This is a genomic window from uncultured Dysosmobacter sp. (assembly GCF_947631165.1).
GTDB lineage: Bacteria > Bacillota > Clostridia > Oscillospirales > Oscillospiraceae > Oscillibacter.
On record NZ_CANRKH010000005.1, the window covers coordinates 89,451 to 104,440 of the forward strand.

At 55.3% G+C, this 14,990-nt stretch carries 13 protein-coding genes, 2 tRNA genes and 1 pseudogene; 15 read left to right on the forward strand and 1 reads right to left on the reverse strand.

Annotated elements, in window-relative coordinates:
- The first annotated feature begins 10 nt into the window (after positions 1 to 10).
- The 12 genes and pseudogenes from nifJ (at position 11) to Q0Z69_RS04310 (ending at position 12,813) form a co-directional block, all read left to right on the forward strand.
- The gene (gene nifJ, locus Q0Z69_RS04265; protein ID WP_298030009.1) at positions 11 to 3,532 is read left to right on the forward strand and encodes a pyruvate:ferredoxin (flavodoxin) oxidoreductase; all 3,522 of its coding nucleotides are present in this window, start codon (positions 11 to 13) and stop codon (positions 3,530 to 3,532) included.
- Entirely contained in the window at positions 3,529 to 4,344 is an 816-nt protein-coding gene (locus tag Q0Z69_RS04270; RefSeq protein ID WP_298030011.1) for a DUF169 domain-containing protein, read from the forward strand. The genes nifJ and Q0Z69_RS04270 overlap by 4 nt, the downstream gene beginning before the upstream one ends.
- Before the next feature lie 51 nt (positions 4,345 to 4,395).
- Positions 4,396 to 5,466, forward strand: a complete 1,071-nt coding sequence (locus Q0Z69_RS04275; RefSeq protein ID WP_298030013.1) for a tripartite tricarboxylate transporter substrate binding protein — start codon at positions 4,396 to 4,398, stop codon at positions 5,464 to 5,466.
- 134 nt (positions 5,467 to 5,600) lie between these two features.
- Positions 5,601 to 6,101 (forward strand): tripartite tricarboxylate transporter TctB family protein, encoded by a 501-nt coding sequence (locus Q0Z69_RS04280; RefSeq protein WP_298030014.1) that lies wholly within the window; start codon positions 5,601 to 5,603, stop codon positions 6,099 to 6,101.
- 13 nt (positions 6,102 to 6,114) lie between these two features.
- On the forward strand, positions 6,115 to 7,626 hold the full coding sequence (locus Q0Z69_RS04285; protein WP_298030016.1) for a tripartite tricarboxylate transporter permease: 1,512 nt from the start codon (positions 6,115 to 6,117) through the stop codon (positions 7,624 to 7,626).
- A gap of 27 nt (positions 7,627 to 7,653) precedes the next feature.
- Positions 7,654 to 8,946, forward strand: coding sequence for a lactate racemase domain-containing protein (locus Q0Z69_RS04290; protein WP_298030017.1), 1,293 nt, complete (start codon positions 7,654 to 7,656; stop codon positions 8,944 to 8,946).
- A gap of 131 nt (positions 8,947 to 9,077) precedes the next feature.
- On the forward strand, positions 9,078 to 9,440 hold the full coding sequence (locus Q0Z69_RS04295; RefSeq protein WP_367272228.1) for an enolase C-terminal domain-like protein: 363 nt from the start codon (positions 9,078 to 9,080) through the stop codon (positions 9,438 to 9,440).
- An 80-nt stretch (positions 9,441 to 9,520) separates the two neighbouring features.
- Positions 9,521 to 9,742 (forward strand): annotated as a pseudogene (locus Q0Z69_RS16850) (hypothetical protein); the annotation flags it as partial.
- Complete coding sequence (locus Q0Z69_RS16855) at positions 9,727 to 10,164, forward strand: lactate racemase domain-containing protein (RefSeq protein WP_367272230.1); 438 nt, start codon at positions 9,727 to 9,729, stop codon at positions 10,162 to 10,164. The pseudogene Q0Z69_RS16850 and the gene Q0Z69_RS16855, both read left to right, overlap by 16 nt.
- Entirely contained in the window at positions 10,149 to 10,472 is a 324-nt protein-coding gene (locus tag Q0Z69_RS04300; protein ID WP_298030019.1) for a hypothetical protein, read from the forward strand. The genes Q0Z69_RS16855 and Q0Z69_RS04300 overlap by 16 nt, the downstream gene beginning before the upstream one ends.
- A gap of 935 nt (positions 10,473 to 11,407) precedes the next feature.
- The gene (locus Q0Z69_RS04305) at positions 11,408 to 11,653 is read left to right on the forward strand and encodes an RNA-binding S4 domain-containing protein (RefSeq protein ID WP_298030020.1); all 246 of its coding nucleotides are present in this window, start codon (positions 11,408 to 11,410) and stop codon (positions 11,651 to 11,653) included.
- A 356-nt stretch (positions 11,654 to 12,009) separates the two neighbouring features.
- On the forward strand, positions 12,010 to 12,813 hold the full coding sequence (locus Q0Z69_RS04310; RefSeq protein ID WP_298030021.1) for a sensor histidine kinase KdpD: 804 nt from the start codon (positions 12,010 to 12,012) through the stop codon (positions 12,811 to 12,813).
- Positions 12,814 to 12,952: 139 nt separating this feature from the next.
- On the opposite strand, the gene Q0Z69_RS04315 is transcribed toward Q0Z69_RS04310, so the two are convergent.
- Complete coding sequence (locus tag Q0Z69_RS04315; RefSeq protein ID WP_298030023.1) at positions 12,953 to 13,264, reverse strand: hypothetical protein; 312 nt, start codon at positions 13,262 to 13,264, stop codon at positions 12,953 to 12,955.
- 116 nt (positions 13,265 to 13,380) lie between these two features.
- Between Q0Z69_RS04315 and mnmA the strand changes: the two genes are divergently transcribed.
- The 3 genes from mnmA (at position 13,381) to Q0Z69_RS04330 (ending at position 14,946) form a co-directional block, all read left to right on the forward strand.
- Entirely contained in the window at positions 13,381 to 14,454 is a 1,074-nt protein-coding gene (gene mnmA / locus Q0Z69_RS04320; protein WP_298030025.1) for a tRNA 2-thiouridine(34) synthase MnmA, read from the forward strand.
- Between the two features lie 316 nt (positions 14,455 to 14,770).
- A tRNA-Leu gene (locus Q0Z69_RS04325) sits at positions 14,771 to 14,856 on the forward strand.
- 14 nt (positions 14,857 to 14,870) lie between these two features.
- Positions 14,871 to 14,946: transfer RNA gene (locus Q0Z69_RS04330), tRNA-Met, on the forward strand.
- Positions 14,947 to 14,990: the final 44 nt, after the last annotated feature.

The following is a 14,990-nucleotide window of genomic DNA, read 5'->3' on the forward strand; positions in this document are numbered from 1 at the left end:
AGCGTTTCGAATGGACAAGAGAACAAAAATGAAGACCATGGACGGCAACGAAGCCTGCGCTACGGTTGCCTACCAGTTCACGGAGGTGGCAGGCATCTATCCGATCACGCCATCCTCTCCCATGGCGGAGTTGACAGATGAATGGGCGGCCAGTGGACGGAAGAACATGTTCGGTCAGCCGGTGACGCTAGTGGAAATGCAGTCCGAAGCGGGCGCCATCGGCGCGGTACATGGAGCGCTGGAGTCTGGCGCACTCGCCACTACATTCACGTCCTCCCAGGGCCTAATGCTGATGATCCCCTGTCTGCATATTATTTCCGGACACAGGCATCCGGGCGTCCTCCATGTGGCTGCCCGTTCCGTCGGCACCCATGCCAACTCGATTTTCGGCGATCATCAGGATGTTATGGACTGCCGCGCAACAGGCGTCGGCATGTTCTCCACCGGCAGCGTACAAGAGGTCATGGACCTGGCCGCAGTGGCGCATTTGGCCGCCATCAAGACCGATATCCCCTTCATCCATTTCTTTGATGGCTTCCGCACGTCCCATGAGATCCAGAAGATTGAGGTCATCGACCTGGAGGCCGTGACTAAATTGCTGGACCGGGACGCCCTGGAGGCGTGGCGCGCCATGGCGATGAACCCGGATCACCCAGTTATCCGCACCACCGTGCAGGGGCCTGACGTATACTTCCAAAATGCTGAGGCCAACAATCCGCAGTATGCCGCCCTGCCGGATATCGTTGAAGGATATCTGCAGGAGATCTCAAAGATCACTGGCAGGGAGCACCATCTATTCGATTACTATGGCGTACCTGATGCCGAGCGGGTGATTGTGGCCATGGGTTCTGTCAGCGAGGCTGCCAGAGAGGTAGTGGACTATCTGGTCAACAGAGGCGAAAAAGTGGGATACCTCCAAATTCACCTGTACCGTCCCTTCTCCGCAGAGTACTTCTTGAGATCGCTGCCGGACACTGTGAAAAAAATCTCTGTTCTGGACAGGTCCAGAGAGCCGGGCGCGTTGGGTGAAGCCGTTTATTTGGACGTCGTGGGCGCCTTTGCGAACCAGGAGAATGTGCCCACCATTTACGGCGGTCGGTATGGGCTGAGTTCAAAGGATGTCGACCCTGCACAGATCAAGGCCGTCTATGATAATATGAAGGCCAAAAACCCAAAGCCGCATTTCACCATTGGCATTGTGGATGACGTTTCCCATCTGTCCCTGGACTCCAGCACTCCGCTCAAGACTGACCCCGAAAGCACCATCTCCTGCAAGTTCTGGGGCTTGGGCGGCGACGGCACTGTTGGGGCCAATAAAAACTCCGCAAAGATTATCGGCGATCACACCGACATGTATACGCAGGCGTACTTTGAGTACGACACGAAGAAATCCTTCGGCATCACAAAATCCCACCTGCGCTTCAGCCATACGCCTATCCGCTCCACTTATCTGGTCAAGCGGAACGCGGATTTCATCGCCTGCCACAATCAGTCCTATTTGGATAAATATGATATGATCCACGAACTGAAGCCCGGCGGGACCTTTCTGCTGAATACTGCCTGGTCCGGCGAAGAGCTAGAAAAACGGATCCCTGCCAAGATGAAGCGTTATATAGCGGAAAACGATATTCAGTTTTACACTGTGGACGCCAACAGCATCGCCCATGAATTAGGACTGGGAGATAAGGCCAATATGATCCTGCAGGCGGCCTTCTTTAACCTTGCGAAGGTCATTCCTGTGGAGGATGCCGTGAGGTATATGAAGGACGCCGCCAAGAAGACCTTTGCCAAAAAGGGCGAAAAGGTCGTGAATATGAACCTGGCCGCTGTAGACGCCGGCATCAACAGCCCCGTCCGGGTGGAGATCCCTGCGTACTGGAGGGATGCGCAGGAGCCTGAAAAGAACCTGGAGTCCCTGCCCCCGATGATCCGGGATATCGTCATGCCGATCAATGCCCAGCGCGGCGATGATTTGCCGGTCAGCACGTTTGTGGGACATGAGGGCGGCACCTTCACCATGGGCACTTCTGTTTATGAGAAGCGGGGAATTGCCACGAGCCTTCCCGTGTGGGACCCTGCAAAGTGCATCCAGTGCAATCGCTGCGCATATGTTTGCCCGCACGCCGCTATCCGCCCCTTCCTACTCGATGAGGAGGAGAGCGCCCAAGCGCCTGAGAGCTTCAAGCTGGTTCCTGCCAATGGGACCAAGGATTATAAGTTCAGCCTCCAGGTCAGCACGATGGATTGCACCGGTTGCGGCAGCTGCGCAGCCTCCTGCCCCGCTAAGGAAAGGGCCCTTGCGTTGGTGCCGGCGGCAGAGTTGCTGGAAAAAACCGATGACTGGCAGTATGCGCTCACGGTCTCAGATAAGGGCGACGTTTTCAAACCGGATACGGTCAAGGGAAGCCAGTTCCGCCTGCCGCTGGTGGAGTTCTCCGGCGCATGCGCAGGCTGCGGGCAGACGCCTTACGCGAAGCTCATTACCCAGCTCTATGGTGATAAGGCGTACTGGGTCAACGCCATTGGCTGTTCAATGGCCTGGGCGGCAGCGATGCCCTCCTTCCCCTATACAACCAACAAGGAGGGGAAAGGCCCCAGCTATGTCTGTTCCCTGTTTGAGAACCAGGCAGAGTGCGGCTTGGGAATGGCGATCGGCGTCCGGCAGCGCCGGGAGGAGGTCCGGCTTCAGGCGGTCGAACTGAAGACCCTGGCGGCAGGGGAACTGGCGGCCTGCATCCAGGATTGGCTGGATCACTTTGACGAGCTGCGGGGCTGCGATGCGCCCAGCAAGCGGATGGAAGACGCCTTGATCCGTGCGGAGCTCTCAGGCCGGGCCAAGGAGTTGGCAGAGGACATGCTCCGGCACAGGGACCACTTTACCAAGAAGGTGCTGTGGATGTTCGGCGGCGACGGATGGGCATATGACATTGGTTTCGGCGGATTGGATCATGTGATCGCCTCCGGCGAAGACGTCAATATCTTCGTGGTGGATACACAGGTCTATTCCAATACCGGCGGACAAGCCTCCAAGGCGACCCCGCTGGGCGCCTCCGCCAAGTTCCAGGCGGCGGGCAAACGCACACAGCGCAAGGATCTTGGCCGGCAGATGATGACTTATGGGGACGTGTATGTGGCGCAGGTGGCTATGGGCGCTGATCCTAACCAACTGGTCAAGGCGGTGACGGAAGCCGTGGCCTATCCCGGGCCTTCCATCGTCATCGCATACACCCCCTGCATTTCCCATGGCATTCGGGCCGGCATGAGTTGTGTTCAGGATGAGATGAAAAAAGCTGTCGAGACTGGCTTCTGGACCCTTTACCGCTATAATCCCTTGAATGAGGAGCACCCGCTGACCATCGATTCCAAGGAGCCCAAGGGAGACTACAAGGCGTTTTTGAGAGGGGAATCCAGATTTGCGGCTTTGGAGAAACGGTTCCCGGAGATCGCCCAGGAGCTTTTTGACAAGGCTGAAAAGGATGTCCGGCGCAAATATAAGGAGTTTTTGAAGCTGGAAGAGGCTATGAAACCGTGAGCAAAGGAGGTAATGTGGCTATGACCGCTTTGAAGGAATCCGACACCGGCGCTGCCTATAATTGGAAAGATATTGTTGACCGGCTGATTCATTATCTGCGCATCAAACAGACACCGGTCGGTGTGAAGTATTTTGAGACGAAGGAGGATATCCAGAAGATCCCCAAGGTACGTATCCCGACCAAGCATATCGCGCCGTGCACGACGATTTCCCAGGCTATCCAGTTTAACTGGACGGTGGCGTGTTTGGCGGAGACTATCCATATCAACTACTGCAGGGGTATTCATGGCATGTTCAACCGGGATGAGAAGTGGCATTCCGGCAAGATTTTCGACAAGGTCTATTACGACGAGCTTTGCGATGCGGAAGCGCACCATGATGCGTTGAATTGCCTTCCCGCTAAATACGCCGGTTTTGTAGCGAGCCCCTTGGTCAGCGGGCGGTTACAGGAGCCCGATGTGTGCATCATCTATGCGGATTCGGCACAGGCATTCATGCTGCTGGCGGGTTGGCAGTACTACGGTTATGAGAAGCTGGAGTTCACCTTCGTCGGTGAGTCCACCTGCTCGGATTCCTGGATCAGTACGATGCTGACCGGAAAGCCCAAGCTTTCCATCCCCAGCTTCGCTGACCGCAAGTTCGGCGGACTGAAGGATGATGAACTGGTGATCTCCATGAAGGCCGGCGACTTGGAGCGGGCCATCAACGGTGTTGAGCAGCTGCATAAGAATGGCTTGCGCTATCCGATTGCCCCGTATTCTCTGACTACGGATATGATCGAGGGGTTACCCAAGAGTTATCTTGAATATTGAGCGACCCAGGGAAATTTGGCAGGTCAGTAACATAAAAAAAGGAGGATTCTCATGAAACGAATGCAAAAGATTTTGTCCTTGCTCTTGACTTTCGCATTTATCCTGCCGCTGGCAGCCTGCGGACAGAAAGCCACTGCTCCTGATAATACCGCTCCGGATTCCCCAGCCTCCAACACTGAGGAGAAAAGCGACTGGCCGGAGCGTACGATCACTGTGGTCGTTCCCTTTGACGCCGGCGGAGCGACAGACCTGATTGCCAGAGCGATGCAGCCTAAAATGGAAGAATATCTGGGCGTTGATATGGCGGTCCAAAACATGTCTGGCGGCTCTACCGCCGTTGGAAACCAGTTCCTTTTGGACTCTGATCCTGACGGCTATACTGTGATTGAACAGGCCACTGAGATTGCCAACATTTGGAGCATGAACCAGTCTGATATCACCTACCGCGATTTTTCCTATGTCGGTATGGCGGTCGCCGTTCCCGGCGTCTTTGTGGTAAAGCCTGACTCTCCCTATCAGACACTGGAGGATCTGATTGAGGACATCAAGGAAAAGAAGATCACTGTCGGCACCTGCGGCGGCGGTGATGCATGGACCCTGACTTATGCGCTCTTCGTAGATTCTGTCGGCGGCGTTTCTCCCGAATACATCTCCGAAGGCAGCGGCAAGAACGCCGCGATCGCCGCTATGAAGGGCGAGGTCGATGTGGGTTCCTGCGGTATTCCTGAGGTCGTAGAGTTGCTGCAGGGCGGCGAGCTACGTGCCCTTGGCTGCTTGACTGCGGAGGATGTGGAAATCGAGGGCTACGGCAAGATTCCCTCCATCGTCAAAAATTGTCCGGAGTTGGCTGAGTTTATGCCCTATGGCGGCTTTATCGGCATGGCTGTTTCCAAAGAGGTCCCTGACGATATCACTGCAAATCTGCGTGAGGCATTTGACTTTGCCTGGAATGATGCTGAATTCCAGGAGTATATGAAAACCAGCAACTTTGTTCCTCTCGGCTATATTGGCGACGAGGCTGAGGACTATGTAAAAATGCGCGAGTCCCTGAACGCTTCTTTGCTGTACGATCTGGGTATTGCGGAGCGGAATCCCGCCGATATCGGCATCGAGCATTACTGATCTTAGCTTTATCACGGGCTTATACAACTGTCCTTTCCCAAATCATGACCTGTCATTTGGGCCTGTGGGGCAAGCCCCGCAGGCCCGTCCCTCCCTCTCTTTCCAAATGACCACCCTACATTATGGAGGAAAGTATGTTGATTTTTGAACTTGTTGTAGCAGCTTTGTCTATTATCCTGTGGTCCATCATGCTGTACATGTCCTTTGGCATTACCTATCCATCATCTGGAACATTCTGGACCGGTGGCGGCACTTTTCCCTTCGTCCTTTGTGTAATTCTGATTTTTTTGAATGTGCTCTGGATCATCGACAGTATCCAAACAATGAAGCACGAGCGGCTTTCCTCCCCCGCCAGGGCGTCTCTATTAACGTTCCTTTTCGGGGTAAAGGACCAGCGCCGCCGTCTGTTTTTGATCACCCTTCTGGTGCTTTTGTATGTATTCGCCCTCATTCCCCTAGCGGCAAAGATCGACCGCACCTATGGCTTTGCCATTGCTACATTCATATATCTGATGATCTCTTTGAAACTGTTCGGAAAACTGAACTGGCTCAAAACCCTCCTCACCAGTGCGGTGACCACAGGTATCATATTTTTTGCCATGAACAATATTCTCAGGCTTCCTATGCCTAAGTAAGGAGGGAACAGCTATGTCAGTCGATATTATCAACCTGTCCTCGCTGTTTTACCTGGACACTTTTCTTTATCTTTGTATCGGCACTTTTGCTGGTATCATCGTTGGCGCCCTGCCGGGGTTGACCGCTACCATGGCTGTTTCCCTGATGGTGTCTTTGACCTACGGTATGGAGGCCCGGAATGCCCTTGCCATTCTCATTGCACTTTATCTCGGCGGCATTTACGGAGGCTCCCGCTCTGCCATTCTTTTGAATGTTCCCGGGACCCCGTCCTCCGCAGCTACCGCCTTGGAGGGATTCCCCCTGACCCAGAGGGGAGAAGGCTCCAAAGCCGGCATCGTGGCTACGGTGTTTTCCTGTGCGGGCGGCCTGATTGGCCTGGCTTTTTTGGCTTGCGCAACGAACGCCATTGCCCGTTTTGCACTAAAATTCGGAAGCTGGGAGTATTTCTGGCTGGCTATGTTTGGAATCATCATTTCCGGCAATATCGCCGGGGCAAAATCCTATAAGGGATTCATGTCCGGCATGATGGGCCTCTTTATCTCCTGCATTGGCATGGATGGACTCCATGGCGCTGTGCGCTACACGTTCGGCAATACTACTTTAATGGCGGGCATTGCCCTGGTCCCGGCCATGATCGGCCTTTTTGGCCTGACGGAGGTATTCTGCACAATCGCTGATCCGGAATCCCACCTGATCCAGGGAAGCGAGAGAAAGGAAAATCTCCACCAACTGTTAGGCGACGTAAAGGAAAGCACCGTTATGCTGAAGGATAAATTCCGCCTTTTCCTCGTTTCCAGTGTCATCGGCACAGTAATCGGTGCGCTTCCCGGCGTTGGCCCGGATATTGCCTCCTGGGTCTCCTATGATACGGCAAAACGTTCCAGCAAAGAAAAAGAACTGTTTGGAAAGGGAAGCTACGAGGGCGTTATTGCCTCCGAGACCGCCAATAATGCGGCTACCTCCGGCGTGTTTATCCCCCTGCTGACCCTTGGTATCCCCGGTTGCGCAGTCTCCGCCATTATCCTGGGGGCCATCCAACTCCATGGCTACCGTCCCGGTCCCACCTTTTTCCTGGAAAATCCTGATTTCGTCTATTTTGTCTGCGGTGCCCTGTTCTTGGTTAATATCGTCATGTTCTTTGAGGGTGTCGCACTTACTCCCATTATTGCCAAGGTCCTGCAGGCCAATTCTGGCATCATCATGTCCATCGTAGTGGTATTTACTGTCGTGGGTTCCTATGCAATCAATGTGCGCACTTTCGATATTAAGGTCATGTTTGTTTTCGGCGTCCTCGGTTACTTCATGCGGAAACTGAATATTCCGGCAGCACCCATGGCGCTCGGCATTATCCTGGGTTCCCTGGCAGATAATAATTTCCGCAGAGGCATCCTAGCCGGACAATACGACTTCTCGCTTTTTTTCACCCGTCCCATCTCTGCGGTGCTGGTGATTTGCCTTGTTCTGATCGTGTGCTGGCCTTTTGTGCGGAAGACCATGGAGGCCCGAAAAAACAACACCAAGTAGTTTGAGCAAACAGGAGGCCTGACGGTTATGAGCTTTATTTCTTTTCCAAAAATCCCCATCAAGACTGAGGGCATGGAACAGGTGAGCATCCCCCGCATGGCGCTGATCCGCCAGCAGTTCGACGCCTCACATATCGAAGCACCCGCCGGGCTCCTGGCCAGGGAGCTGGAGGAAAAGGCTGGGTCCCTGAGCGGTTTGGCCGGCAAGCGGATCGCCATTACCGTAGGGAGCCGGGGCATTCCCCATTTGGATGAGATCGTGCTGACGCTTATCCGGTGGCTGAAGGCCCGCAGCGCCAGGCCCTTCATTGTGCCGGCCATGGGAAGCCACGGAAACGCCTGTGCGGAAGGTCAGAGCGCTATCGTCAACAGTTACGGCATCACAGAGGAAGCGATGGGCGTGCCGATCCTATCGGGCATGGAGGTCGTGGAGCTGGGCGTTCTGGATGACGGGACCCCCGTGTATTGCGACCGCCTGGCTGCCGAGGCGGATGGGCTGGTGCTTCTGAACAAAATCAAACCCCACACGGATTTCAAGGGGCGCTATGAGAGCGGCCTGGCAAAAATGATGGCCATTGGCTTGGGGAACCACAAAGGCGCCTCTATGTTCCATATGATGGGGATGCACACCTTTTCCCAGCGCCTTCCGAAGGTGGCGGAGGTCTTTTTGAAAAAGTTGCCCGTCCTCTTTGGCGTCGGCGTGGTGCAGAACGCCTACGATGACCTGTGCGTCCTGGAGATTATCCCCGCCAGGTCTTTGATGGAACGGGAAGCCGCGCTGCTGGAGATTGCCAAAGCGCGGATGGGAAAATTCAAATTTGACGATATTGATGTCCTGATCGTAGATGAGATCGGAAAAAATATCAGCGGCGCCGGCTTGGATCCAAACGTCGTTGGGCGGAACTTTTCCAGAAATATTCATGGGGTCCTCAATCTGCAAAAGCTCTTCATTCGGGGACTGACAGAGGAAACACACCACATCGGCATCGGCATTTCCCTGGCGGACATCACGACCCGCCGGTGCCTGAACAGCATTGACTTTGAGGCTGTGTGGGCCAATGCCGTCACCGCCACCGTCATCCAGGCCGGTGCAGTCCCCATGTATGCAGAAAATGACCGGGAGGCGCTGATGCTGGCCATACGGACCTGTAATGGCATTAATTTCAAGAAGGCACGGGTTGTTCGGATCAAAAACACGCTTGAGCTGAGCGAGATCGAGGTCTCTGAAGCCCTCTATGACAGTCTGCGTGGCCAGGAAGGTATCCAGCTTCTTCGCTCCCCACAGGAGATGCGCTTTGACGCGGACGGATTTCTGGTATAGCCGGAAGACCGCCAGAGACGCGACGGAGATCCTTATCATAAAGAAGCCGTGTAAAAATGTAGGCATAACGTGAGCGGTCCCTAAAAGCTGCGCCGAATTGTAAAAAGGTTTTTTAGGGCATTTGTCCCTGTTTGGGGCGGACGAGTGATATATTTTATACATTGCAGGTCATTCAGCCTGACCCAGGCAATACCGGCGGCATTACCGAAGGAAAGAAAATTTGTGATATGGCGCATATGTACGATATTGCCGTACAGTTGCATGTCAGCGGAGGCCCGATCGCTACAGCAGCCGCTCTTCAGGTAGAAACTGCGATCCCGAATTTCTTGATATATGAGCATCATATGGCTGCTTTGCTTCAAGATAACATTGACACGTGCCTGTATGACTATCAGCCTGTTAACGGTTACTTCGACGTTCCCGATCGTCCCAGAATTGGGCAAGAGCTCTCTGAAAAGGCGATCAAACCCGAAATTATCACAACGATCAAGTAAGCCGGTCCTGTCAACATCTTTTTTCGCAGGTGTTTGCTATGCTTTTTTAACTTCCATCCAACAATTTATACGGAACCAGGTCGATCCCGATTTCCTTTCCAGATGATTGGGATGTTCAGGTATGCTCTTTTGCTGGGGAAACCGCTCCGCCTCTGAATGACGGGCAACTTCGTGAAAAAATCAGAAGCCCGCTTTTCGTTCAGCCAATATTGATTTCCGCACACGGCGCTAGATCTGCCGTAATTATATTTGACGATATCAGTCGCCCGACTCCCGTGGGCGCAAGATCGGCAAGGCTGTGATCAAGGAGCTTTTAGATGCGGGTGTCCCCAAAGACCGGATATGGTTCCTTGCGGCTACCGGGATGCATCGGGCCATGGGGCGCGAGGAGCATATTCGAAAGCTTGGAGAAGAGCTGGTCAGGGAATATCGTGTATTCAGTCACAATCCGTTTCACAACAATACGTTTTTGGGGGTTTCTTCTTCCAGTATCCCGATCGAGGTCAATATAGAGGTCCTCCGTGCCGACTATAAGGTGGCTATTGGCGGAATTGCACCTCATAGTGCGGTTGGAGTTGCTGGTGGCCCTAAAATCGTTCTGCCGGGGATCTGCTCTGCGGACACTATCCGCACATTTCATCAGTTACCTCAAAGCGGTGGCCTCTCGACGCCCCGGGTAGAATCGCGGCGGGAGAGGCAGCTGCTCTGGTGGGTATCCATATAAAGATCGATGCGCTTCTCAATGGACGCGGTGAGATCACCGGGATCGTAGCCAGCAATATCTGCAAAGCAGCCGAATGTGCCTTTTCAGAGATCCGGGCCTTTTATTCCACCCCGCAGGGCGAAAAAGCGGACATCGTCTTGGCAAATAATTATTTTAAGCCTTCAGAAGCCAAGCTTGACATCTCTAAAAATGGAATACCCTTTTCGGCCAAAGAAAACGGAACGTTGATTATTGCTGCAAACAGTCCACAAGGCACGGCGCCGCACTATTTATTTGGGCAGTGGGGAGACGAACCTGAAAAAAACTGAGGAAGCCGTTGCCGTTCTTCCAACAAACATCGCGAGATATTTTGCATTTTGCAGTTATCCGGACCTGGGTGTCATTGGATGGCACCTGGCAGACAGCCGCTTTCAATGGGCCTCTGATTGGGATATGATCCTCAATGCCATAGGAGACGGTCATAAAAGAGCGGTCATTTATCCCTATGCCTCTGTTGCATACTTTGAACCGTCCGGTATTATTAGCTGAAATTGGCGCTTGAGGCATGTAGTATAGCCGCTGCGGTATTTAGAAGCTTGTAAAAAATTTCCTCGGGGTTTACCCTTGTTCGAAAAGTGAATCTCTAGCCGGTGTTAGAGCAGGGAGGGAGCAGCTGCGCATCCGGTCTGCATACCGGGTGGAGACTCATTTTCATAAGCCCCTCATTCGTTATAACAGGTCGGCCAGGACCTCCGCAATAGAAATAGAGGACAAGGTGACCGGCGGGAAGCGCGGCGGGGAACAAGACACTGCTTTGAGCGACTAAGGGAATTTGGCTATTATGGAAAATCCAGTCTGTTGTCCGGTGGTCTTTATCCGAAAAACTTTTTGGGAATCAAGTATATATGACTTACAAAACATTAAATGCGATTAATTTTAGGCTTTCCAATGGCAAAAACGATTTTATCATCGGAGACAGGTCTTATCACCTGAAAGCAAATGGAATATTGTATCATTACTATAACGGCAGTGATATGCCCATCATTGATGGAATCGTCGAAAATAGAACGTTAAATCCCTCGTTGGCGGGAAAACGGCGTTCATAGCGGCAAGATCGATCGGAGCATTGTTCAAAAGAGTGCAAGTTTTGGTTAGGGGCCTTCCCTGTTCCCTGTTTCCCAGGTTTGGGACGCGGGGAGGAGCTGCGCGGAAAAACAGGACTGCCGGTACGGAAGTGCCGGCAGCCTTCTTTGGAGGTTTGCAGATGCGATTGGATAAATACCTGAAGGTCGCCCGGCTCATCAAGCGGCGGACCGTGGCCAACGAAGCCTGTGACAATGGACTGGTCACCGTCAACGGCAGGCCCCAGCGGGCCTCCTATGACGTGAAGGTGGGGGATCAGATCTGCCTGCGGTTCGGTGTCCGCACCGTGACGGTGGAGGTGCTGTCTGTGCAGGAGACGGTAAAGCAGGCCGACGCGGTGCTGCTGTACCGGGAGATCGGCCGATGAAGCCGCACAGAGGTCCCTATACGAAAAGAGGCGCTTGAGCGGAAGGCTCAAACGCCTTTTCCTCTATCTGTGGCAAAGACCGCAGGAGAGGGACTGGACCATGGACCGGCGGCACTGCCGCCAGCTTCGCCGCAGCGGGCTTGTGCTTGGCTGAATGCGCCTTCATTCGCAGCTCACCGCCGCATGTCGGAGCGGAAAAATTTTTCAGGGCGGATTCGACAGAATTTGACAAAATTCTTGTTTTTGGGCCAGATCTTTGCTATTCTATTGAAGTAACAGGCAGGCTTTTCCTGGATTGGACAGAGGGGCTGCCGCAAAAGCTAGTGCCAGCGCTTTTGGCGCGGGAAGGAGGCCCCATGGAGCCGGAAGAAAATCGATTGGCGTCCCTGTTTCCTGACGTGGCGGCGCAGCTGCGGGCCGCGCTGAGCAATCTCCACTTGGCGGCGGCACAGCTGATCCCCGCTGAGGCCAGGGAGCGGGACCCGGCGCTGGACGCCAAGGCGGCGCTGCTGGATCAGAGCTATTATCAGGTGCTGCGGCTGGTGAACAGCCTGTCCGCCGCTGGAGGATTGGTGGACGACACGCCCCTGACCCTGCAGGACCGGGATCTGGTGGAGCTGGTGGGCGAGCTGTGCGAAAAGGCGGCGGGCGTGGCGACGCTGCTGGACTTGGAGGTGCGGTTCGTCTGCGCCCGGGAGCGGCTGATGTGCGCGGTGGACCCCGAAGCTCTGGAGCAGCTGGTGTATCACCTGCTGTCCAACGCTTTCAAATTCACCTCCGCCGGAGGCACCGTTACCATAGAACTGAAGAGCACCGGGAGCCGGGTCCTGCTCTCTGTGACGGACACGGGCGCGGGCATTCCGGAGGACCGCATCCCGACCCTGTTTGACCGCTATCTCCACAAGCAGATGGATCCGCCGCCCCATGGTCTGGGCCTGGGCCTGCCCCTGTGCCGCCGCATCGCCGAGCGGCACGGCGGGATGCTGATGGCGGAATCCCGGCTTGGCAAGGGCAGCCGGTTGACCCTGTCGCTGCCGGAGCGCACAGTGGGCAGCGGTGTTTCCGACCGCCCCTTCGACTATGCCGGCGGCTTCAACCGGACGCTGCTGGCGCTGGCGGACGCCCTGCCTGCTAAGGCGTTTTTGCTGCGGAACCAATGAATTTTGGCGCGGGCCATGCCCGCGCCGTATATTTTGGTTCCCTTTTTCCCCAGGATGGCGTATAATCATAAATACCCTCAGTGGACAAAGGGCAACACGCTTGCCGGCGGCTAAAATCAACGTTGGCAGCGTCATCGTCCTAGATGGGCGTCAGCCCACCGTCGTCCTCTTCCTTGCCAGCACCGATTTTTTCTCGCTGGCAGGTCCTTTGGAGTTTTTCAGGAGCAGATTCAGCGGCTGGCAAGGCAGACGAGGCAGCCGGGCTGCCGCCCGGCAACGAGGATAACGCCGCCAGCCGCTTAAGATGCCCTGAAAAACCGCGTTGCCCTTTGTTCACTGAGGGTACTGTTTCTTGATAAAAAACTTTGAAGAAGTTTTTTTCACGGCGCAATGCGCCGCAGCGCCTACGGCGCGCAAGAAAAGTATTGACAACATTCTTGGGCGGCTGCACCGCCAGGCCGCTTACAGCGGCCTCGATATAACGATTGAATCGTTATATCGAGAATTAGTATAAACCGGACAGCGTCCGGCGGGAACCAAGCGGATAAAAATGGGAGGAGGCGCAAAATGGCACGGATCTGTGTGGCAATGAGCGGCGGTGTGGACAGCTCCGTGGCGGCGCTGCTGCTGCGGCAGGAGGGGCATCAGCTCTCCGGCGTGAATTTGCGGATGTTTCACAACGAGGATCTGGGGGAGAGCCGGGAAAAGACCTGCTGCTCCCTGGCGGACGCGGAGGACGCTGCCCAAGTGGCCCGGCGGCTGGGCTTCCCCTTCTATGTGTTCGATTTCGCGCCTGTTTTCCGGGATACGGTCATCCGGGACTTTATCGAGGCGTACCAGCGGGGCCGTACCCCCAATCCCTGTGTGGAGTGCAACCGCGCCGTGAAGTTCGGCGCGCTGCTGGACCGGGTCCGCGTGCTGGGCAATGACTTCCTGGCTACCGGACACTATGCCCGGGTCGAGCGGGACGGCGCCTCCGGGCGGTATCTTCTGAAGCGCGGCGTGGACCGAAGCAAGGACCAGAGCTATTTTTTATATATGCTGACCCAGGACCAGCTGGCCCATACGCTGTTCCCCCTGGGGGGGCTTCACAAGACCCAGGTCCGTGAGATCGCCGAGACCCACGGCCTGGCGACAGCCCGAAAGCACGACAGCCAGGATATCTGCTTTGTGCCGGACGGCAAATACGCGGACTTCATTGAGCGGACCTGCGGGCAGCCCGCAGAGGCCGGACCATTTCTGGATCAGGAGGGCCGTGAGCTGGGCCAGCACAAGGGCCTGATCCGCTATACCCGCGGCCAGCACAAGGGGCTGGGCATCTCCACGGAGGAGCCGCTGTATGTGCTGGAGAAGGATGTGGAGCGCAATGCCATCCGCCTGGGACCGGACAGCGCCCTGTGGAGCCGGGAGCTGACGGCAGAGGAGGTCAACTGGATCTCTATTCCAGAGCTGACCGGCCCCATGGCCGTCACCGCCAAGACCCGGTACAGCCAGCGGGAAGCGGCCGCCGTGGCGGAGCCGCTGTCCGGCGGCCGCCTCCGGGTCCTGTTTGAGGAGCCGCAGCGGGCCGTCACCGCGGGCCAGGCGGTGGTGCTGTACGATGGTGAAAACGTGGTGGGCGGCGGCACCATCTGCGGCTGAAAAAGCGAAAGGACGCCGCGCTCAGCGGCGTCCTGCACCATGTTTTACAGCGGGAGCTCCCGCTCATCACCGGTCGCTGACCAGCCAGCAGTCCTGGAAGATCAGGTCATCGATATCGCCGGCGCGGCAATGCTGTGCGTTCATCGCGGTATCCTCCTTTGCGTTTGGGCTTTCATGCAGTATATGCGCCAGAAGGGCAAAAGTTGCACGGAAGCGGGCAAGGGGCGAAAGCTGTCGCAAGGTTTTTTCACTTTTTTGCGTTCCCGCCCTTGACAGAGAGCTGCGATTTGTGGTATTCTAAGTGTTGCCGAAAGCTGCCGGTGTGGTGGAATGGTAGACACAGGAGACTTAAAATCTCCCGGTAGCGATACTGTACCGGTTCGAGTCCGGTCACCGGCACCACAAAACGATTATATCGCGGAGTAGAGCAGTTGGTAGCTCGTCGGGCTCATAACCCGGAGGTCGCAGGTTCAAGTCCTGTCTCCGCAACCACAAAAACCGCTGATTTCTTAAGATTTCGGCGGTTTTTCTTAACT